Source organism: Streptomyces cylindrosporus (assembly GCF_022698165.1).
Taxonomy (GTDB): domain Bacteria; phylum Actinomycetota; class Actinomycetes; order Streptomycetales; family Streptomycetaceae; genus Streptomyces; species Streptomyces cylindrosporus.
In genome coordinates this window covers 387,159-406,557 of the sequence record NZ_JALDAY010000006.1, presented here as the reverse complement: position 1 = coordinate 406,557, position 19,399 = coordinate 387,159, and the positions used below count along the sequence as shown (strand labels likewise).

General features: G+C 73.2%; 12 protein-coding genes. 7 read left to right on the top strand and 5 right to left on the bottom strand.

All coding sequences use genetic code 11. From position 1 onward, the window contains the following. Positions 1 to 15: 15 nt before the first annotated feature. Positions 16 to 1,536, top strand: a complete 1,521-nt coding sequence (locus MQP27_RS21615) for an MFS transporter (RefSeq protein ID WP_278196339.1) — start codon at positions 16 to 18, stop codon at positions 1,534 to 1,536. Between the two features lie 16 nt (positions 1,537 to 1,552). On the opposite strand, the gene MQP27_RS21610 is transcribed toward MQP27_RS21615, so the two are convergent. Next, complete coding sequence (locus MQP27_RS21610) at positions 1,553 to 1,906, bottom strand: VOC family protein (protein WP_242766938.1); 354 nt, start codon at positions 1,904 to 1,906, stop codon at positions 1,553 to 1,555. Positions 1,907 to 2,075: 169 nt separating this feature from the next. Between MQP27_RS21610 and MQP27_RS21605 the strand changes: the two genes are divergently transcribed. Continuing rightward, a complete protein-coding gene (locus MQP27_RS21605; protein WP_242766937.1) occupies positions 2,076 to 2,993 on the top strand; it encodes a peptidoglycan-binding domain-containing protein in 918 nt (305 codons plus the stop codon). Positions 2,994 to 3,046: 53 nt separating this feature from the next. Here MQP27_RS21605 and MQP27_RS21600 read toward each other — a convergent pair whose 3' ends face one another. Next, the gene (locus MQP27_RS21600) at positions 3,047 to 4,441 is read right to left on the bottom strand and encodes an FAD-dependent oxidoreductase (RefSeq protein ID WP_242766936.1); all 1,395 of its coding nucleotides are present in this window, start codon (positions 4,439 to 4,441) and stop codon (positions 3,047 to 3,049) included. Positions 4,442 to 4,503: 62 nt separating this feature from the next. After that, positions 4,504 to 5,085, bottom strand: a complete 582-nt coding sequence (locus MQP27_RS21595; RefSeq protein ID WP_242766935.1) for an NADPH-dependent FMN reductase — start codon at positions 5,083 to 5,085, stop codon at positions 4,504 to 4,506. Between the two features lie 85 nt (positions 5,086 to 5,170). Between MQP27_RS21595 and MQP27_RS21590 the strand changes: the two genes are divergently transcribed. Next, positions 5,171 to 5,662, top strand: a complete 492-nt coding sequence (locus tag MQP27_RS21590; protein ID WP_242766934.1) for a MarR family winged helix-turn-helix transcriptional regulator — start codon at positions 5,171 to 5,173, stop codon at positions 5,660 to 5,662. Positions 5,663 to 5,673: 11 nt separating this feature from the next. On the opposite strand, the gene MQP27_RS21585 is transcribed toward MQP27_RS21590, so the two are convergent. Then, a complete protein-coding gene (locus MQP27_RS21585) occupies positions 5,674 to 7,203 on the bottom strand; it encodes an APC family permease (RefSeq protein ID WP_242766933.1) in 1,530 nt (509 codons plus the stop codon). Positions 7,204 to 7,535: 332 nt separating this feature from the next. Between MQP27_RS21585 and MQP27_RS21580 the strand changes: the two genes are divergently transcribed. After that, the gene (locus MQP27_RS21580) at positions 7,536 to 8,006 is read left to right on the top strand and encodes a hypothetical protein (RefSeq protein ID WP_242766932.1); all 471 of its coding nucleotides are present in this window, start codon (positions 7,536 to 7,538) and stop codon (positions 8,004 to 8,006) included. A 5-nt stretch (positions 8,007 to 8,011) separates the two neighbouring features. After that, positions 8,012 to 8,935, top strand: coding sequence for a hypothetical protein (locus tag MQP27_RS21575; protein ID WP_242766931.1), 924 nt, complete (start codon positions 8,012 to 8,014; stop codon positions 8,933 to 8,935). Between the two features lie 47 nt (positions 8,936 to 8,982). Here MQP27_RS21575 and MQP27_RS21570 read toward each other — a convergent pair whose 3' ends face one another. Continuing rightward, positions 8,983 to 9,441, bottom strand: coding sequence for an SRPBCC family protein (locus MQP27_RS21570; protein WP_242766930.1), 459 nt, complete (start codon positions 9,439 to 9,441; stop codon positions 8,983 to 8,985). Between the two features lie 353 nt (positions 9,442 to 9,794). On the opposite strand from MQP27_RS21570, the gene MQP27_RS21565 reads away from it, so the two are divergent. After that, the gene (locus MQP27_RS21565; RefSeq protein ID WP_242766929.1) at positions 9,795 to 17,549 is read left to right on the top strand and encodes a type I polyketide synthase; all 7,755 of its coding nucleotides are present in this window, start codon (positions 9,795 to 9,797) and stop codon (positions 17,547 to 17,549) included. A gap of 49 nt (positions 17,550 to 17,598) precedes the next feature. Beyond that, on the top strand, positions 17,599 to 19,071 hold the full coding sequence (locus MQP27_RS21560; protein WP_242766928.1) for an FAD-dependent oxidoreductase: 1,473 nt from the start codon (positions 17,599 to 17,601) through the stop codon (positions 19,069 to 19,071). Positions 19,072 to 19,399 lie beyond the last annotated feature (328 nt).

Genomic DNA, 19,399 nt, shown 5'->3' with positions numbered 1-19,399 from the left:
TGCGGTACCCGGGGCATGCTGTCCGGACAAGCCGGTACCCCGGCGCGCGGAGGAGGAACGGTGCCGACGCAGGCGGAGGACGGGACCGACCCCCGGCGGTGGAAGGCCCTGTGGGTCACCCTGGTGGCGGGCTTCATGAGCCTGCTCGACGTGACCATCGTCGCCGTCGCGCTGCCGTCCATGCAGCGGGACCTGCACACCACGGCACCCGCCATCCAGTGGGTCGTCTCCGGCTACGCGCTCGCCTTCGCCCTGGTTCTGGTGACCGCCGGCCGCGTCGGCGACGCCGTCGGCCGACGCCGTGTCTTCCTCGTGGCCCTCGCCGCCTTCGTGCTGTGCAGCGCGGCGGCGGGCGCCGCCCCCTCCATCACCTGGCTCGTCGCGGCCCGCCTCGCGCAGGGCGTGGCCGCCGGCTGCCTCGCCCCGCAGAACTCCGCCCTCATCCAGCAGATGTTCCGCGGCGCCGAACGCGGCCGCGCCTTCGGCCTGTTCGGCGCGACCGTGGGCATCTCCAGCGCCGTCGGCCCCGTCGTCGGCGGCCTGATCCTCGCCCTCGCCGACGGCCCCCAGGGCTGGCGCTGGATCTTCTACGTCAACGTCCCGGTCGGCGCGGTCGCCCTGCTGCTCGGCATCCGCCTGCTCCCCAGGACGGCTCCCGGCCGCCGGGAACGCCTCGACGTCGTCGGCGTCGCGCTCCTCGGCTGCGGAGTCCTCGCCCTGATGCTGCCGCTGGTGCTCGCCGAGTCCGGCGGCGTACGACGGCTGTGGTGGCTCTTCCTCGTCGGACCGGCCTTCCTGTGGGCGTTCGCCCACTGGGAACAACGCGTCGCGGCCCGCGAAGGCCGGCCGCTCCTGGACCCCCGCCTGCTGACCACCACCCGCGGCTACGCCGCCGGCGCGGCCATCGCCACCCTCTACTTCGTCGGCTTCAGCGGCGTCTGGCTGGTCTTCGCCCTCTACTACCAGAACGGCCTCGACTACTCACCCCTGCGCTCGGGCCTCGCCGTGACCCCCTTCGCCCTCGGCTCCGCCCTCGCCGCGGCCCTGGCCGGCCGGCTCGTCGACCGCCTGGGCAGAGTGCTCACCGTCTGCGGCCTCGCCGCCGTCGCGCTCGGCCTCGGCGGTACCGCCCTGATCCTGCGCCTGGCCCCCACCGGCCTCGCCGCCTGGATCACCGTCCCCGCCCTGTTCCTGGGCGGCCTGGGCAGCGGCTGCGTCATCTCGCCCAACGTCACCATGACCCTGCGGGACGTACCGGTCCGCATGGCCGGGGCGGCGGGCGGCGCCCTGCAGACCGGACAGCGCCTGGGCGGATCCATCGGTACGGCGGCCCTGCCCGGTCTCTTCTACCTCGTCCTCGCCTCCGGCCACCACGACTACCGCACGGCCGTCGCCACCGCCGTCGGCCTGGGCATCGTGCCCGTCGCCTGCGCGCTGGCCCTCGCCGTCCACGACTGGCACCGCGACCACCGCGCCAGAAAAGAGCCCTGTCCGCCCGAGGTCTCCCACAGCCACCTGCACGCGGGCCAGGGCTGACGGCCGGGCGAACCGGTCAGACGGGCTGCCAGAGCTCGATCCGGTTCCCCTCGGGATCGGTGACCCAGCCGAACCGGCCCACGCCCTCCATGTCCTGCGTCTCCTCGGCCACATCGGCACCCTTGGCGCGCAGTTGCGCGAGCATCGCGTCGAGGTCGCGGACCCGGAAGTTGAGCATGGTCCGCTGGTCGGCGGACCCGAAGTAGTCGGTCCCCGACTCGAACGTCGCGAACACCGTCGCCCCGGCCTCCTGACGCCACAGCCCATGCTCGTCGGCGTCCAGACCCAGGCAGTCGCGGTACCAGGCGCTCAGGGCCACCGGGTCGGCGGCCTTCATGAAGTAACCACCGATTCCAAGCACACGTTCCATGCCGCCATCGTGCCAGTACGGCGATCGGGCGGCCCGGCACCACACCGCCGTCCGCGCGGTGGCCGGTTCCTTTCTCTTCCGGACGTCCCGAGTCCGGATTCCCAGGAGTTGTGGACATCGCGTGGAGCCCAACTGTTTAAACTTTGGACTTCGCACGGAGAGGGAACAAGTGAGCGAACCGATGGGCCCCGTCTGCCCTGAATGCGGCAAGTCCCGGGCAGCGGACGGCACTCCGTCCTGCTCCTGCGGTCGCCGCGCCTCCGACGCCCACCGCGCGGCGCGCACGGCGGAGGCCGCGGCCGCGGAGGACTTCGACCCGGTACGCATCCGGCCGTTCGTCGAAGTCGGCGACGAGCCCGGGCAGTTGGAGACGCCCGAGGACCAGGCTGACAGCTCGAACGACGTCGGGAAGCAACAACTCCCGGCCGAACTGGACGACGTGACCCAGGCCAGACTCGATCACGACACGCCCCCGCCCCCAGCCGAGAACGCCCCGCCCCGCAAGCGACGCCCCCGCGCCGTACTGATCGCCGGGGTCGGAGCCGCCGTGGCCGTCGTCGTGACCGCCGGTTTCGTCGGGGGCATCTTCTGGTACGACGGCCCCGCCCGGGACGACTCCCTGTCCGGCGGCGTGCGCGCCGGCCTCCCGGCGGGATCGCTCTCGGCGAGCTCCACGCCCTCCCCGGACCCGTCACAGGCGACGACCTCCGCGGACTCGTCCCCGACCGAGTCCTCCTCACCCGGAGCAACCTCCACCGAAGGCTCGCCCACCCCGACCGGCTCCACCGCCCCCACAGGCCCGTCGGCCACCGCCACCGCCACGACCACGGGCGCCCCCGCACCGACCGAGTCCGGGGGACAGGCCCCCGTCCTGCGCCTCGGCGACAAGGGAGCCGAAGTCGTCGAACTCCAGCTCCGCCTCAAGCAGATCGGCTACTACGACGGCAAGGCGGACGGCGACTTCGACAGCGACGTCCAGAGCGCGGTCCGCAGCTATCAGTTCACCCGCCTCATCCTGACGGACGAGTCGGGCGTGTACGGCCACGCGACCCGCGCCGCCCTCGAGGCGGAGACCAAGGAGCCGTAACGACGCTCGGCGCAACTGCGCTCAACCGCAGGGTAGTTGCCTGTCCTCCCCGCTCACTCGGCGACGGCCTTGAGGGCATCCGGCCGGGCAGGGCCGGGCGGCATCCGACCCTCGAACTCGTGGAGGAGCCGGTCCACGGCAGCGGCGACGACCGGCGCGCGTAGGGCCTCCGCGGCGCCGGGCAGAAGGTGGGCCGCGGCCCGTTCCACGCGCAGCGCGTCCGGGTCTTGCCGGGCGAGGTGGGCCAGCGCCCTGGCGCGGCGCCAGCCGGGGTGGTCGTAGGGGCGGCCGGCCGCGTGCGCGTCCATCTCGGCCAGGCGGTGGCGGGTGTACGAGGTGGTCTGCCGGTAGATCCGGGCGAGGTCGGCGTTGGTCGCGGCGGCGAACCGCGTGACCAGGTCGACCGGGTCGGTCAGGCACGTTTCCCGCAGGGCGTTGCGCAGGGCGAGGCTGTGCTCCAGGCTCATCGCCAGGCCGCGGCCGACGGTTGGGACGGTGTAGGCCCAGGCGTCGCCGACCGCGACCACCCCGGTGACCAGGGGCTGTTCGGCGTCGTACAGATTCCGCTTGCGGTCCGTGAGCCCGCCCATGATCTGGACACCGTCGGTGATGGGCCGCCCGGCGAGCCAGGCGTCCGCGCCGGGGAACAGCCGCACGGCGGCGGACCAGGCGCGTTCGTCGCGGAGCAAGGTGCGTAGTTCCCGGTCGTCGCTGCGGATGATGAGGCAGAGCGAGTACGTGCCGTGATCGGCCGGGATGCGCAGGAGCCCGAGCGAGCCGTGCTCGACGACGAGGGGGAAGGTGGTGGCGGGGAGGGCGCCGTCGGGGGAGCGGAAGTAGCGGCCGTAGTAGGCGAAGCCGCGCCGCCCGGACTCCTCGCTCACCTCCCTCACGCCGAAGTCCCGCAGCCAGGAAGGGAGTCGGGAGCGTCGGCCGGTGCAGTCGACGACGAGGTCGGCCGTGACCGTGCCCTCGCTCGTCTCCACACCGGTGACGTGCGGAGGGCGGGGCGGCCGTCCGTCGCGCGGGTCGCTGAACCCGCGGCACACGACACCCCGCCGGATGCGGACACCGGTCGCCTCGGCGAGCCGGGTTGCGGCGGACTCCAGCAGTGGGCGCCGGGCGGCCAGGGTGTCGAACCGTGCGTCGTCCGCGCGCAGTCGACCGCGCAGCCCCGGCTCCGGCGCGACCACGTTCGTGCGCTCCGCTCCGGCGGCCGTCATCTCCCGTACGAGTTCCGGCAGTTGATCCTCGGCGAGTTGCATCCAGCGGGCGAGGGGGAGGTGGGGGATGCCGGGGCGGGTCCAGCGCGACCACGCCGAGTCCGGGTCGTGCGGTGCGGGGTGCGGATCGCGTTCCAGCACGATCACGTCGTGGCCGTCGGCGGCGAGCAGCAGTGCGGTCTGGAGACCGCCGAGAGCGGCTCCGAGTACGACGATCCTCGCCATGAAAGCCCCGTTCCGGTTGTCCCCGCACGCCGGTGGCGACCGCCTCCGGGGGCAGTGCCCGGCTAGGCGGCCGGGCTCATCTTCCCTTCTCGCACGCCGCGCAGCGCGGTCGACCAGCTCGTCACCTGGTCGAGCATGTCGCCGACCGAGGCCGCGAGACCGTCGCCGGGTGCGAAGGTGCCGGAGGCGAAGCTGGGGATCAGCGGAACGGCGGGCTGTGCGCGGACCGTTGCGACCTGGAGTTCGGCGAGCACGAGGCGCAGCGCCTCGGCGGCCCGGACCCCGGCCGCCCATCCGCCGTAACTGACGATGCCGGCGGCCTTGTCGTTCCACTCCCGGTAGACGTAGTCCAGGGCGTTCTTGAGCGCCCCGGGGAACGAGTGGTTGTACTCGGGCACGAGGAACACATAGCCGTCGAAGCCGTCGATCAGTTCACCCCAGGCGCGGGTGTGGTCGTGCTGGTACCGCTGGTGGTTGGGGTTGCCGGGCTCGTCCAGGTTGCCGAGGTCGTGGTGGGCGAGATCGACGAGTGCGTAGTCGGCGCCGCCGTGGGCGCGTGCGGTGTCGAGCAGCCAGGAGGCGATCTGGTCGCCGCGGCGTCCGGGCCGGGTGCTGCCGAGGATGATCCCGATGCGCAGGTTCATGGCGTCCTTCTGGAAGTAGGAGTTGACGTGTCAACTCTAGGGAGGAGGAGTTGTTGCGTCAACTCTTGCCCGGTAGCCTTGCCGCATGCGGAATCCCGATGCCCTGAAGCCGGAGGAGTGGGACCTCTGGGACACCTGGATGCAGGCCCAGCGGCTGCTCCTCCAGGAGATCGACCGGCGGCTGCAGAGTGAAATCGGCATCTCCAAAGCCGAGTTCAGCGTGCTGGTGACCCTGCTGCGGGCGCCCGGCAGCGAGATGCGCGTCGTGGACCTGGCGGCGTCACTCGGCTGGGAGAAGAGCCGGGTCTCACACCAGCTCACGCGGATGGAGGGCCGTGGCCTCGTGGTCCGCGCGGAGAGCGGGGCCAGCGGGCGACGCACCGGGATCGGACTGACGCCGGAGGGGCGCCGCCTCGTGGAGCGGGCCGTCGTCGCGCACGGCGGCAACGTCCGCCGCCACTTCCTCGACCCGCTCGCGCCCGAGCAGGCCGCGGCCATCAGGGCGTGGAGCGAGCAGACGATCAACCGCCTCGGGCAGGGCGGCACCGGGACCACAGAGGGTGCCGCCCCCGAGTGATCAGTGGCGCGCTACTTCTCGACGGTGGCCGACTTGCGGGTCGGGCTGCCCAGCGCCCAGAAGAGGACGCCGAGGAGGATGAAGGCGGCGAGCGGGACGGCCTCCGTCAGGAGGTACTTCCAGCGCTCGCCGTAGCTCCAGCCGTCCGGCCGGAAGTCGGAGCCGAACCAGTGGTCGCCGAGTCCCGGAGCGACCAGCTGCACGCTCGCGAACAGGATGAGCAGGGTCAGTACCGTGGCGATGGTGCGGGGGATCGGCGCCTTGTAGGGGCGGGGGACGTACGGGGCCTTGCGGCGCAGCACCGGCAGCGCCGGGAAGATGCCCAGGTAGCTGATGAGCGTGGTGGAGATGGCGAGGCCGAGGACGGCCCCGAAGAGCTTCGCGGCGCTGCCGTCGGTCAGTTCGTGCGCCAGGACCAGGACGAGGGTCGAGACCAGCCCGCTGAGGATGTTGACCCGCACCGGCGTGCCGAACCGGCTGGAGATCACGCCCAGGAAGCGCGGAGCCGCGCCGTCGTAGCCGGAGACCGCCAGCGCCCGGTCGGAGCCCATGACCCAGGTGACGCCGGAGGACAGCACCGTGAGGATGAACATGATCGCGGCGAGGTCGCCCAGCACGCTCCCCGCACCGCTGAGCGAGACGCTGCCGTCGGCGCCGACGTGACCGCCGTACACCGTGAAGACCTGGCGGATGGCGTCGATGAAGCCGCCGAGGCCCGTGACGGCCTTGACCGGCAGGACGAGGAGGATGCCGAGGATCGGGAGCCCGTACAGCAGGACGGAGAGAAAGGCGCTGCGGAAGATCGCGAACGGCACGTCCTTCCGGGCGTCGGTCATCTCGTCGCCGGCGGTGCTGGGCAGCTCGAAGCCGACGTAGTTGAACATCAGCACCGGCACCAGGGCGACGAATCCCGCGTACGTCGGTGAGAAGTCGCCGAAGCCGAATCCGTGCAGTCCGTGCTTGATGCCGTACACGACCACGGTGAGGGTGAACAGGCCGAGCAGGAGCAAACGGCTCCACGCGCCGATGGTCGGGATCCACTTGCCGATGTCGAAGGAGAGGATCGCGGCGAGCACGCCGATCCAGACGAAGGCGAGGGTGAAGACGTAGAACGCCGGGGTGCTCAAGTCCTTTCCGTCGTTGAAGAACGTGGTGTACGCGGCGACGGCGGAGACGGAGAGGGTGCCGCCGAGCCAGACCGGGTTGGTGATCCAGTACAGGAAGTTGTTGACGGCACCGGCGAGGCGGCCGAAGGCCCGGCTGGTCCAGATGTACGGCCCGCCCTCGTCCGGGAACGCGGCGCCGAGCTCGGCGGTCAGCAGCGCGGAGGGGATGAAGAAGACCGCGGCGAGCACGATGAGCCAGGTGAAAGCCTCGGCGCCGTTGGCGGCCACGGTGCCGATCGTGTCCACGCCGACGATGGTGCACAGCAGGAAGAAGAGGATGTCGAAGCGGCCGAAGTGCTTGCGCAGCTTCTGCCGCTCCTCCTGGGCTGCCGCCGGTTCGGCGACCGGCTCGGGTGCGATGGGGCCAGCGGTCACCGGGAACTCCTCGGGGGCGCGGGAGGGGTGTGTGATTCGGCCAATGATCGGTGCCCCGGAACAAGCGCACAAGCGTTCGTGGTGAAGTCTTGACCATCACCTCTCCCCATTTCGCTCGCCCCGGCCTCCGGCGCGATCCGGCCACCCTGGTGACGGCCGACGGCCGACGGCCGACGGGAGGCAGCGGAGACCGGCTGCGCCGACCAGTCGCCGGCCGGCCGCCCCCGCACCACGAGCGCGAGCAGTACCGTGCTGTTCGGGTGACACCCACGTGCGATCGCCGACCGCAGGCACTTCACTGGGACGGGGGCGGACCGAACGAAGGAGAGGTCATGGCCCGCTGGACGGCAGGTGCGGTACTGGTGACGGTCCTCGTCGCGGGGCTGGCCGGATGCTCGGACGACGGCAGCGCGTCCTCCTCGGTCAGCAAGGCGGCATCGGCCGCGGCCTCCCTCGCCTCACGCGCCCCGGAAGTACTCGCTTCGGCGACCGCGGAGGCGGGGCGGAAGCTGGACGAGGTCAAGGGCGGGATCGACGCCAGGGACGCGGTGCGGCTGGGTGCACCGAAGACCGGCGGCGACGGGCGCACCACCGTGTCCGTGACCGCCGACAACAAGACGTCCTCCGCCAAGTCCTTCGCCGTACAGGTCAACTTCGAGGATCCCGGCGGCAGTCTGCTGGACACGGTGGTCGTGACGCTCTCCGATGTCGCGGCCGGCAAGTCCGGTGAGGCGACGGCACGCAGCACCCACAAGCTGTCCGGCGACGTGAAGGCCGAGGTGGGCACGGCCCTGCGGTACTGACAGCCATGCTGCCCCCGGAGCGGACCCTCCTGCGTCAGGTCCTCGCGGACCCGCGCGGTCTGCCCGAGCAACTCGCCCTGTTCGCGGTACGGCATCGGGGCGAAGCCGCCCGCAGAACCGTGGACGCTCTCGCCCAGGACGCTGAACCGGCCGCCGTACGGGCCGAGTTGGTCCGCCGGGGGCGCCGCGCCACCGTCACCGAGGGCGCGTTCGTCGGCGGCCCCTTCCTGCTGCTCATCCCGGTGGCGTTCTGCGCGGCCCTGCTCCGGCAGGCCCGTACGGCCCTGGAGCTCGCCGCCCTCGACGGCCGCGACCCGACGACGGAGGAGCGCGCCGCCGAACTTCTCGTCCTGCAGGGAGTGCACACGGACCTGGACACCGCCCGCCGCGCCCTTGCCGCCCACCGTCCGCCCCCGCCACCGCGCCGGCTGCACCTGACGGCGGCGTGGGACCTGACCTGGCGCATGGCACGTCTGCTGGGTCTGCTCGCGCCGACGGACGCCACCGGCCGGCCGCAGCGGGCGGTCCAGGCCGGTCGTTGGCTGCTCCTGGCCGGGGTGTTCCTGGTGGGCCTGGTCGCCCCGCTGGTCTGGCTGCCCTACATGGCGTACTCGTACGACCGTGCCACCGCCCGTTTCACCGACCGGGCCGTGCGCCACTACTTCGCCGACATCCCCCTGGCCGCGCGCGGCCGGCTGGACCCGGCCGCGCTGGCGAGCGCGGGCCGGGCCCTGATCGCCCTGCTGGTGCCACTGATCCTGGTCGTCGGCGTCCTCGCCACCGATGTCCGGATCGCCGGCAGCAACTGGCCGGTGCTCGGTATCGTCCTGATCACCGGGTCGGTCGCGGTGGGCGCCGTCTGGCAGTGGCGCCGGTCCCGATCGGCAGCCGCCGGAAGCACGGAGCCGCCTACTGGGTCGTCGCGGTAGCCCATGGTGTCGGGGTCCGTCGCGGCCCTGGGGTTCCAGGTGACGTATCAGCTCGCGGCGATCGCCGACTCCGCCGCCGCCTTGATGCGGGCCCCGAAGGCGGGGGCGTCCTTGCGGGCCGCGCTCAGGGCCAGTCCGACGAGGAGCTTGCCCAGCCCGTGGCCTTCCAGGACGTTGAAGATGCGGACGCGGGTCCGCCCCTCGCCCAGTGCCTCCAGGTCGTAGCCGCCCTCGCTCGCCGTCACGCTGTTCTTCGACACCTCGGCCCAGCGCAGCCTCACCGGCGCCTCGAACTCGGTGATGCGGAACTCCCGGGCGGTCTTCATCCCGGCGTCCTTGACCGTGCTCCGGAAGACCGTGCCCACGGCGGTCGGGCCGTCGGGCGTCCGGTCGATCCTGAGGACCCGGGGGCTGAACTGCGGATCGTTGCGCCCGTCGGCGAGGTAGGCGAAGACCTCCTCGATGGGCCGGTCGACCTCGACCACCGCTTCGAACTGTCCGGACATGGGCACTCCTCATCGGCCACGCCGTATCGCCGCCCGTACGGTCACAGCGGCACCGCGACCCTATGGGACGACCGGACATCCCGCGAGGCGAACGGCGCGTACGGCCTCACGAGACGGCACCCCCGACCGGAATCGGGCGGCCATCTCCGCCGAACGTCCCACCCAGGCCCTCGACAGCCGCTCATACAGCGAGCGCACTCCGTCTGCGCCTCCGTGTCATGTCCACCGGACGCGGAGAGACGGTCCGATCCAGCGGCGAGCCGCTTTCGTGACGTGTCAGTGTCCCGTCGTAGTCTGATCAACAGGCCGCCATGGAGCGGACGTTCGACCAAAAAAGGGGCAGCCTGGTGGGGGTGGCGGAAGCGTTCGAGGTGCGGCCCGTCGCGGAGTTGCTCGTCGAGAACTCCTTGCGCTACGGCGAGAAGCTCGCGTTCGCCGACGACCGGCGCGGCGTGAGCTGGGCCGAACTGGAGCGCAGGACCGCCCGGTTGGCGGCCGCACTGGGCGTCGGCCGGGGCGCCCGGGTGGTCTTCTGTCTCGACGCGGCCGTGGAACTGGTCGAGGGGCTGCTCGCCGGCGTGCGGGCCGGCGCGGTCGGCGTGCCGATCGGCTCCCGCGGCACCGATCCCGAGCTCGCGGAGCTGCTGACCGACTGCGATCCGGCCGTCGTGGTCACCGACCGGCGCAACCTGCCCCGGATCGCCCGGCTCACCGCGGGCTGGTCGCTCCGGCTGGTCGTGACCGGCGAGGGCCCCCTGCCGGAACACGCCACGAGCTTCGAGGCCCTGATCGCCGGGTCCACGCCCCCGCCCGCCGACGACCTCGGCCTCGACGAGCCCGCCTGGCTCATCTACACCTCCGGCACCTCCGGCACACCGAGGGCCGCCGTCTCCAGCCAGCGCTCCGCCCTCTGGTCCTCCGTGGCCTGCTATCTGCCTCGGCTCGGACTGTCGGCGGCGGACCGCCTCCTGTGGCCGCTCCCGCTCTCGCACACCTACGCCCATTCGCTCTGCGTCCTGGGCACCACCGCCGCCGGGGCGAGCGCCCGGATCACCGCCACGCCCGACCCGGCCGAACTGGTGCGCCTGGTCGGCGAGTTCGCGCCGACCGTGCTGGGCGGCGTGCCCCTCACCTACCGCCGGCTGCTCGACGCCGGCCTGGGCCCGGTCCCGGCGCTGCGGTTCTGCGTCACCGCCGGCGCACCCAGCGAGCCGGACCTGCGGGAACAGGTCGAGGCACGGTTCGGCGCCCCGCTCCTCGACGGGTACGGCAGCACCGAGACCTGCGGCAAGATCGCCATGGAGTCGCCCGACGCGCCACGCGTGCCCGGCGGCAGCGGACGCCCGCTGCCCGGCATGGACGTCCGGCTCGCCGACCCGCGGACCGGAGACGACCGCCCGGACGGCGAGGGCGAGATCTGGGTACGCGGCCCCGGCGTCATGCTCGGCTACCACAACCGGCCCGACGACACCGCCGACGCCGTACGGGACGGCTGGTACCGCACCGGCGACCTCGGCCGCCTCGACGAGCACGGCTGTCTGACCGTCACCGGCCGGGTGAACGACCGGATCGTGCGCGGCGGCGAGAACGTCGACCCGGCCGAGGTCGAGCACGTACTGCGCGCACTGCCCGGAGTACGGGACGCGGCCGTCGTGGCGCGCCCCCATCCGCTGCTCGGCGAGGTCCCGGTGGCCTTCGTGGTGCCCGAGCGGCAGACCCTGGACCGGGCGGCCCTGCTGCGGGCGTGCGCCGCCGTGCTCTCCGCGCACAAGGTGCCCGACGAGATCCTGTTCACCCCGGCCGTGCCCCGCACCGCCGCGGGCAAGCCGCGCCGCGCCCTGCTCCGCGAGGCACTCACCGCGCGCCCCGTCGAACCCGCCCTCGCCCACCTCGCCGACCGGACACCCGGCGAACGGCGCGCCGCGCTGACCGACCTGGTGTGCGCGGAAGTCTCGGCCATCCGGGGGAGCGCGGCCGACGCCGGTACGTCCTTCGCGGACCTCGGGCTGTCCTCGATGGACGCGATGACCCTGTGGCACCGGCTCAGCCTGCGCACCGGGCTGCGCCTCCCGGCGACGCTGGTCTGGGACCACCCGACCCCGGCCGCCGTCGCCGCCCACCTGGACACCCGGCTGCACGGCACGCCGGCGCCGGCGGCAACCCCGCCGCCCCGCGGCCCGGAATCCGAACCGATCGCGATCGTCGCCGTCGGCTGCCGCTACCCGGGCGGGGTGACCTCCCCCGAGGACCTGTGGCGGGTGGTGGCCGAGGGAACGGACGTCACCGGTGACTTCCCCACCGACCGTGGCTGGGACCTGGCCTCCCTCTACGACCCCGACCCCGACCGGCTCGGGACGTCGTACACCCGCCGTGGCGGCTTCCTCGACGCCGTCGCGGACTTCGACCCGCTCTTCTTCGGCATGTCACCCCGCGAGGCCCTGGCCACCGACCCCCAGCAGCGGCTGCTGCTCGAGGTCGCCTGGGAGACACTGGAGCGCGCCGGGATCCCCGCACCGGCGCTGCGCGGCAGCAGCACGGGCGTGTTCGTCGGGCTGATGCACGTGGGTTACGGCAGCGGGCTCGCGCCGCACGAGCTGGAGTCGCACGTCGGCATCGGCTCGTCCGGCAGCGTGGCTTCCGGGCGTGTCGCGTACGTCCTGGGGCTGCAGGGCCCGGTCATGACCCTGGACACGGCCTGTTCGTCCTCGCTGGTCGCGATGGACCTGGCCGCCAAGTCGCTGCGCGCGGGGGAGTGCACGCTCGCGCTGGCGGGCGGGGTGACGGTGCTGTCGAGCCCCCAGCCGTTCATCGCCTTCAGCCGCCAGCGCGGCCTTTCGCCGGACGGCCGCTGCCGGTCCTTCGCCGCGGGCGCGGACGGCACCGCCTGGGCCGAGGGCGTCGGCCTGGTGCTGCTGGAGAAGCTGTCCGACGCGCGACGCAACGGCCATCCGGTGCTCGCCGTCCTGCGCGGCTCCGCGGTCAACTCGGACGGCGCGTCGAACGGCCTGACCGCCCCCAGCGGCCAGGCCCAGCGGGAACTGATCCGGCTGGCGCTGACCGACTCGGGGCTGCGGGCCTCGGACGTCGACGTCGTCGAGGGACATGGCACGGGAACCTCGCTCGGCGACCCGATCGAGGCCGGCGCCCTGCTCGCCACCTACGGACAGGACCGCGATCCCGCCGACCCGGTGTGGCTCGGCTCGGTCAAGTCGAACCTCGGGCACACCCAGGCCGCGGCGGGAATCGCCGGCCTCATCAAGATGATCGAGGCGATGCGCCACGCCGAGCTGCCCGTGTCCCTGTACGCCGAGCAGCCGTCACCGCACGTCGACTGGGACTCCGGTGCCGTACGGCTCCTCGACCGGGCGCGCCCCTGGCCGCGCGGCGAGCACCCGCGACGGGCGGCGATCTCGTCGTTCGGCATCGGCGGCACGAACGCTCACGTGATCATCGAGGAGCCGGAGGAGACCGATTCCGTCGCGCGTTCCGGTGCCGGTCCCGAATCGCACCTGCCGGTCACCCCGTGGCTCGTCGGAGGCGGCGACGAGGCCGGACTGCGCGCGCACGCAAGGGAGTTGGCGGTCGCACTGGCCGACGTGTCCGGCCCGCACGCCGCGCTGGACGCCGCGTACTCGCTGGCGACGACCAGGGCACCCCTGTCCCGCCGCGCCGCCGTTCTGGCCGCCGATGCCGAGGGTCTGCTCGCCGGGCTGCGCGACCTGGCCGCCGGCGTCGACAGTCCGGCCGTGCTGCGCGGCACCGCACGCACGCGCCCCAGGACGGCTCTGGTGTGCGCGGGCCAAGGCGCCCAGCGCGTCGGCATGGGGCGTGAACTTCGGGCCGCCTTCCCCGTCTTCGACGCGGTGTTCACCGAGCTGTGCGAGGAGTTCGGCCCGTGGCTGGAACGGCCGCTGTTGGAGGTGATCGACGCCCCCGACGCCAGTCTCCTGAACCGCACCGACTACGCGCAGCCCGCACTGTTCGCCTTCGAAGTCGCCCTGCACGCCCTGCTCGCCGAGTGGGGCGTACGTCCGGACTACCTGGTCGGCCACTCGATCGGCGAGCTCGTCGCCGCCCACATCGCCGGCGTGTTCTCCCGCGCCGACGCGGTACGGCTGGTCGCCGCCCGCGGCCGGCTGATGGCGGCGCTGCCCGTCGGCGGCGCGATGGTCGCGGTCCGCGTACCACTGGCCGAGGTGACCCGCCAACTGGACGAGATCTCCGGACGGGTGGCGGTCGCCGCCGTCAACTCCCCGTCGTCCGTGGTGCTTTCAGGCGACGAGGACGCGGTGACGGACCTGGTGTCCCGCATCGGACGGCCCTCCCACCGGCTCCACGTGAGCCACGCCTTCCACTCACCGCTCCTCGACCCGATGCTGGCCGAATACCGCACGGTCGCCGAGTCGGTGACGTACCACCAGCCGTCCGTGCCCGTGATCTCCACCCTGACCGGCCGCCAGGAGCGCGACGCACTCACCACCGCCGACCACTGGGTACGACAGGCACGCGAGACGGTCCGATTCGCCGACGCGATACGGCACTTGGCCGACGAGGGCGTCACGGCGTTCGTCGAGGCCGGCCCGTCCGCCTCGCTGGGCACGGCGACGGAGGAGTGCTCCGGGCCGGACGCGGTGATGACCCGCTGCGCGGATCCGGGCACGGCCTTCGAGGCGCTGGCCGCCCTGCATGTGCACGGGGTGGAGGTGAACTGGCGGGCGGCGTACGCGAGAAGCGGTGCCCGCCGACGTCCGCTGCCCACCTACCCCTTCCAACGACAGCGGTACTGGCTCGACGCCGTCCGGCACCGGCCGCCGACCGGCCACCCCCTGATGGGCCAGCCCCAGCCGGATGCCGACGGCCCCGGCATCCGGCACACCTGCGTACTGTCCACCGCACACCAGCCCTGGCTCGCCGACCACGCCATCGGCGGCCGCGTGGTCGTCCCCGCCGCTGTCTTCGCGGAGTTGGCCCTCCGCGCCACCGGCACCCCCGGCCCGGCCCGACTGGCCGAACTGGCCCTGCACGAACCCCTGGTGCTGTCCCCGCAGGACCGGACACAGGTGCAGGTGGTGGCCGCGGCCCCGGACGAAGCGGGCGCCCGACCGGTCACCGTCTGGGCCCGCCCCGCCGACACCACGCAGGCGTGGCGACACCATGCGACGGCGACGACCGCTCCCACCGAGGCACCCCCCGCCACCGACCTGCCCGGAACATGGCCGCCCGCGGGCGCCGCACCCATCCCGGTCGACTATCCCCGCCTCGAAGCAGACGGCCACCACTACGGGCCCGCCTTCCGCGCAGTGACAGCCCTGTGGCGCCAAGGCGACGACCTCTACGCCGAACTGGCGCTGCCCGGCGGAGAAGCGGCGACCGCGAGCTCGTACACCCTGCACCCCGCACTGTTCGACGCGGCACTGCACTCCGCGCTCCTCGCCCAGGAACCCGGCGAGCACCCCCGCGAGCCCCGGGCCCCCCTCGCCTTCACCGGCCTGACCGTGCACGCGCCCGGAGCCTCCGCCGCACGGGCAGTCATACGGCGCCTGGGGCCCGACGAGTTCCGGGTCACCCTCACCGACCTGGCCGGTGGCCCCCTCGCCCACGTCGACTCAATGGTCACGCGTCCGATCCCGGCACACCTCGCGGCCGCCGACGACCTCTACGGCCTCACCTGGCGGCCCGCCGCGGCGGACTCCGAGCGCGGCCTGCCGGACACGCCCACGGAGCATGAACTCCTCGACGTGGCCCGGCTCGCCGCCGCCCTGCCTGCCGACGCCACCCCGCCCGATCGCGCACGGGCGCTCCTGACGGCCGTACTGGAGCGGATTCGCGACTGGACCGCCGACATCAGGCCCGGCCGTCTGGTCGTGCTCACCCGCGACGCCACCGGCGCGGACCCCGACCTCGCCGGGGCGGCCGTCGCGGGGCTGGTGCGCAGTGCCCAGTCCGAGCACCCGGGCCGGATCGCGCTGGTCGACCAGCGGGGCACGCCGGGCACACCGGCACAACTGGACGCGGCACTGCGCTCCGGCGAACCACAGGTGGCGCTGCTCGACGGCACCGTTCTGGTGCCCCGACTGGCTCCGGTGGCGCCGCCCTCGTCCGAGCCCCCCGCCCTGGACCCGGAGGGGACGGTGATCGTCACCGGTGGCACCGGCGCTCTCGGACACGCCCTGGCCCGCTATCTGGTCGCCGAACGGGGCGTGCGCCACCTGCTGCTGACGGGCCGCAGCGGACGGGTCCCGGACTGGGTGGGAGACCTTCCCGCCAAGGTGCGTGTGGTGACGTGCGACGTGAGCGACCGCGCTGCCGTCGACGCCCTGGTCGCCTCCTGCCGGCCCGCGCCCACGGCCGTGTTCCACCTCGCCGGAGTCGTGGACGACGGTGTGGTGGACACCATGACCCCCGAGCGGCTCGCGACCGTGCTCGCGCCGAAGGCGGACGGCGCCTGGCATCTGCACGAGGCGACGAAGGAGTCGGGCCTGGCGGCCTTCGTGCTGTACTCCTCGGCCGCCGGGGTGCTCGGCCGGCCGGGGCAGTCGAACTACGCCGCCGCCAACGGATTCCTCGACGCGCTCGCCCGCCACCGGGCCGCTCACGGGCTGCCCGCCCAGGCGTTGGCCTGGGGGCCGTGGACGACCGAGGGCGACGAAGGGATGGCGGGCCGGGTCGCGCCCGAACGGCTGGGCGAGGGTGGCGTCCTGGCCGTCACCGAGGAGGAGGGCATCGCGCTCCTCGACGCGGCCCTGCGCAGTACGGAACCCGTACTCGTGCCGATCCCGTTGGACCGCGCCGCCGCGGACGCACCGGTCCTCGCCGACCTGCTCAAGCGGCGTCCGGCCCGGACCGCGCCCGCCGGAACCGGCGCGTCGACCGCCGCCACCGGCAGCCCGGCCGCCGCCACCGGCGGCCCGGCCGCCGCGCCACCCGGGCAGGCGCCCGGTGCCTGGCGCGAGCGACTCGCCGCCGTCGCCCCGCACGAACGCGAGGCCGTGCTCGCGGACCTGATCCGCGCCGAGATCGCCGCGGTCCTGGGCTTCCCCGACCCGGCCGCGCTCCCGGCCGAACGGTCCTTCACCGAGCTCGGGTTCGACTCCCTGGCCGCGGTCCAGGTCCGCAACCGGCTGAGCGCTTTCACGCGCGTACGACTGGCGCCGACCGTAGTGCTGGAGTACCCGACGCTGCCCGCCCTGGCCGCGCACGTCCATGCCGCGCTGATCGACGCGGGGGCGCTGCCGCAGGGGGAGCCAGAGGCGGAAACCGGCGGTGGCTCCGACGGAGGGGCGGCGGCGGCGTCGTACCGCTTCAGCGTGCTCTACCACCGGGTGCTGCGCGAGCGGGGGCCGTTGGAGGCGATGGGCCTGCGCCTCCTCGCCTCCCACGCGCTGCCGGCCATCACCGACGGCGAGCGTGCCCGGTACGAGGTCCCGCCCGTGCGGCTCACCCAGGGCGAGGGCACCCCGCTCGCGTACATCCCGGACTACCTCTCGCCGTACACGCGCGTGCCCACCGGCCTGGTCGAGCGGTTCGCCGGTGAACGCGACCTGTTCCTGCTGGAGCACCCCGGGTTCGGAGCCCGCCGCGGCGTCCCCGACAGCGTCGGCACGCTGGTGCGCGCGCACGCCGACACCGTGCGCGCGCTGTCCACCGACGCGCCACCCGTCATCGTCGGATACTGCGCCGGCGGCGCTATCGCCCACGCCGTGGCCCGCCACCTCGCGCGAGAGGGACAGGCGCCGGCCGGCGTGGTCCTGCTCGACTCCCACGCAGGACTCCTGCGCCGCGGCGATCCACGCGGACTGGCCCTGATGGCCGCGGCGACCGACCTGCCGGACGAGGCGGCCGAGCAGATGGACGACTCGCTGCTGATCGCCGGAGGCGGCTACGCGCGCGTGCTGGAGGACTGGCGCCCCGAACCGTCACCCGTGCCGACCCTGCTGCTGCGCGGCCGCCCCACCCCGCACATGCGGCGCATCGACCCCGACGGCGGCTGGGAACCCGAGTGGCCGCCGCCGCACGACACGGCCGACATCCCCGGCGACCACTACACGCTCCTCCACCGCGACGCCGACGGCACGGCGGCGGCGCTCCGCGCCTGGCTTCCCAACTGACCACCCGTGTACGGGCTTTGATGGACCGCTGCAGAACAGGAGACCCCGAATGACCCCGGAGTACGACCTCGTCGTCGTGGGCGGCGGACCCGCCGGCTCGACCGCCGCGACGGCCGTGGCGATGCGCGGACACCGGGTGCTCCTGCTGGAGCGAGACACCTTCCCGCGCTACCAGATCGGCGAGTCGCTCCTGCCCGCCACCGTCCACGGAGTGTGCCGCCTGCTCGGCGTCGCCGACGAGGTCGCACAGGCCGGCTTCACCCTCAAGCGCGGCGGCACCCTCCGCTGGGGCCGCGACCCGCAGCCCTGGCAGTTCTCGTTCTCGATGACCCCGCGACTGCCCGAGCCGACCGCCACCGCCTTCCAGGTGGAGCGCTCCCGCTTCGACGACATCCTGCTGCGCAACGCCCGGCGTGTCGGCGTCGAGGTCCGCGAGAACAGCCCGGTGCGCCGCGCGCTCACCGAGGGCGGGCGGGTGCACGGCGTCGAGTACACGGACGCGGACGGCACGACCCGCACCGCGCACACCCGGTTCGTCATCGACGCCTCCGGCAACACCAGCCGCCTGCACGGCCGGGTCGGCGGCGCCCGCGTCTACTCCGACTTCTTCCGCAACCTCGCCGTGTTCGGCTACTACGCCGGCGGCCGCCGGCTGCCCGAACCCAACAGCGGCAACATCTTCTGCGCCGCCTTCGACGCCGGATGGATCTGGTACATCCCGCTGCGCGACGACCTCACCAGCGTCGGCGCCGTCATCGCACCCGAGCACTACGCGGCCGTCCAGCACGACGCCCGCACCGCCTGGCAGGACATGATCAAGGCCTGCCCGGAGGTCGACCGGCTGCTTACCGACGTGCCGGTCGCGAGCGAGCCGCCGTACGACCAGGTCCGCGTCCGCAAGGACTACTCGTACTGGAAGAACTCCCTGTGGACACCCGGCATGGCCCTGGTCGGGGACGCCGCGTGCTTCGTGGACCCGGTGCTCTCCTCAGGCGTCCATCTGGCCACCTACGGCGCCCTGCTGGCCGCCCGCGCGGTGAACTCCGCGCTGGACGGCAGCGTTTCCGAGGAGCGCGGCTTCGCCGAGTTCGAGGCGCGCTACCGGCGCGAGTACGGCGTGTTCTACGAATTCCTCATCGCCTTCTACGACATGGAGCGCAACGACCGCTCGTACTTCTGGTCGGCGAAGAAGGTCACCCGCGTGGACCTCGACGAGGCCGCCGCCTTCGCCGAACTGGCGGGGGGAGTCGCCTCCGGCGACGCGGCGGTCGGCGTGCCCGCGGACCTCGGCGCCCACTGGAGCGCCGCGGCGGCCGAACTGGACGGCGCCGTCGGCAAGTTGACGGCCGGTGACCACCGTGTGAACCCGCTGCTGTCCACGCGTGTCGTCGCCGAGACCTTCCACACCGGCAACGACCTCCAGGAGCAGGCCCTGTACGGCGGCCCGCTCGACGACCCGGGTCCCGCCGCCCGGAGCGGTCTGGCCGTCACCACCGACGGCCTGGCCTGGGCCGCGTCGTAACGCCCGGCGGGAGGTGGCCACATCGGTTCGGGCCGTTTTTCGCCACATTCCGAACGTCTCTTGATCGCTGTCGGAGCGTGCATTTCCTGCCATGGCGACCGTCCGACCGGTTTCCGCGCCTCGGAACGGTGTGTCGGGTGTGTTGCGGCAGGGGACGAATCGGTCCTCCGGCTGGCCGGATTGGTCGAGAGTCGCGTCGGACGTGGTGAAGAGGCCGTGAAGCGGAATCGTTTCAGCGGGCTGTGGGTCTGTTTCTGTGGGGATGTGTTTACGCCAGAGTGCGTTGAGTGGCGTAGGGTTGCTGACCGTTAACTGTCCGGTCTTGTAC

What these genes read in the sequence shown, in the direction of transcription:
- MQP27_RS21575 (WP_242766931.1), top strand. Translation starts at nt 8,012, where the DNA reads ATGCTGCCCCCGGAGCGGACCCTCCTGCGTCAGGTCCTCGCGGACCCG.
- MQP27_RS21610 (WP_242766938.1), bottom strand. Translation starts at nt 1,906, where the DNA reads ATGGAACGTGTGCTTGGAATCGGTGGTTACTTCATGAAGGCCGCCGAC.
- MQP27_RS21615 (WP_278196339.1), top strand. Translation starts at nt 16, where the DNA reads ATGCTGTCCGGACAAGCCGGTACCCCGGCGCGCGGAGGAGGAACGGTG.
- MQP27_RS21600 (WP_242766936.1), bottom strand. Translation starts at nt 4,441, where the DNA reads ATGGCGAGGATCGTCGTACTCGGAGCCGCTCTCGGCGGTCTCCAGACC.
- MQP27_RS21595 (WP_242766935.1), bottom strand. Translation starts at nt 5,085, where the DNA reads ATGAACCTGCGCATCGGGATCATCCTCGGCAGCACCCGGCCCGGACGC.
- MQP27_RS21570 (WP_242766930.1), bottom strand. Translation starts at nt 9,441, where the DNA reads ATGTCCGGACAGTTCGAAGCGGTGGTCGAGGTCGACCGGCCCATCGAG.
- MQP27_RS21590 (WP_242766934.1), top strand. Translation starts at nt 5,171, where the DNA reads ATGCGGAATCCCGATGCCCTGAAGCCGGAGGAGTGGGACCTCTGGGAC.
- MQP27_RS21580 (WP_242766932.1), top strand. Translation starts at nt 7,536, where the DNA reads ATGGCCCGCTGGACGGCAGGTGCGGTACTGGTGACGGTCCTCGTCGCG.
- MQP27_RS21560 (WP_242766928.1), top strand. Translation starts at nt 17,599, where the DNA reads ATGACCCCGGAGTACGACCTCGTCGTCGTGGGCGGCGGACCCGCCGGC.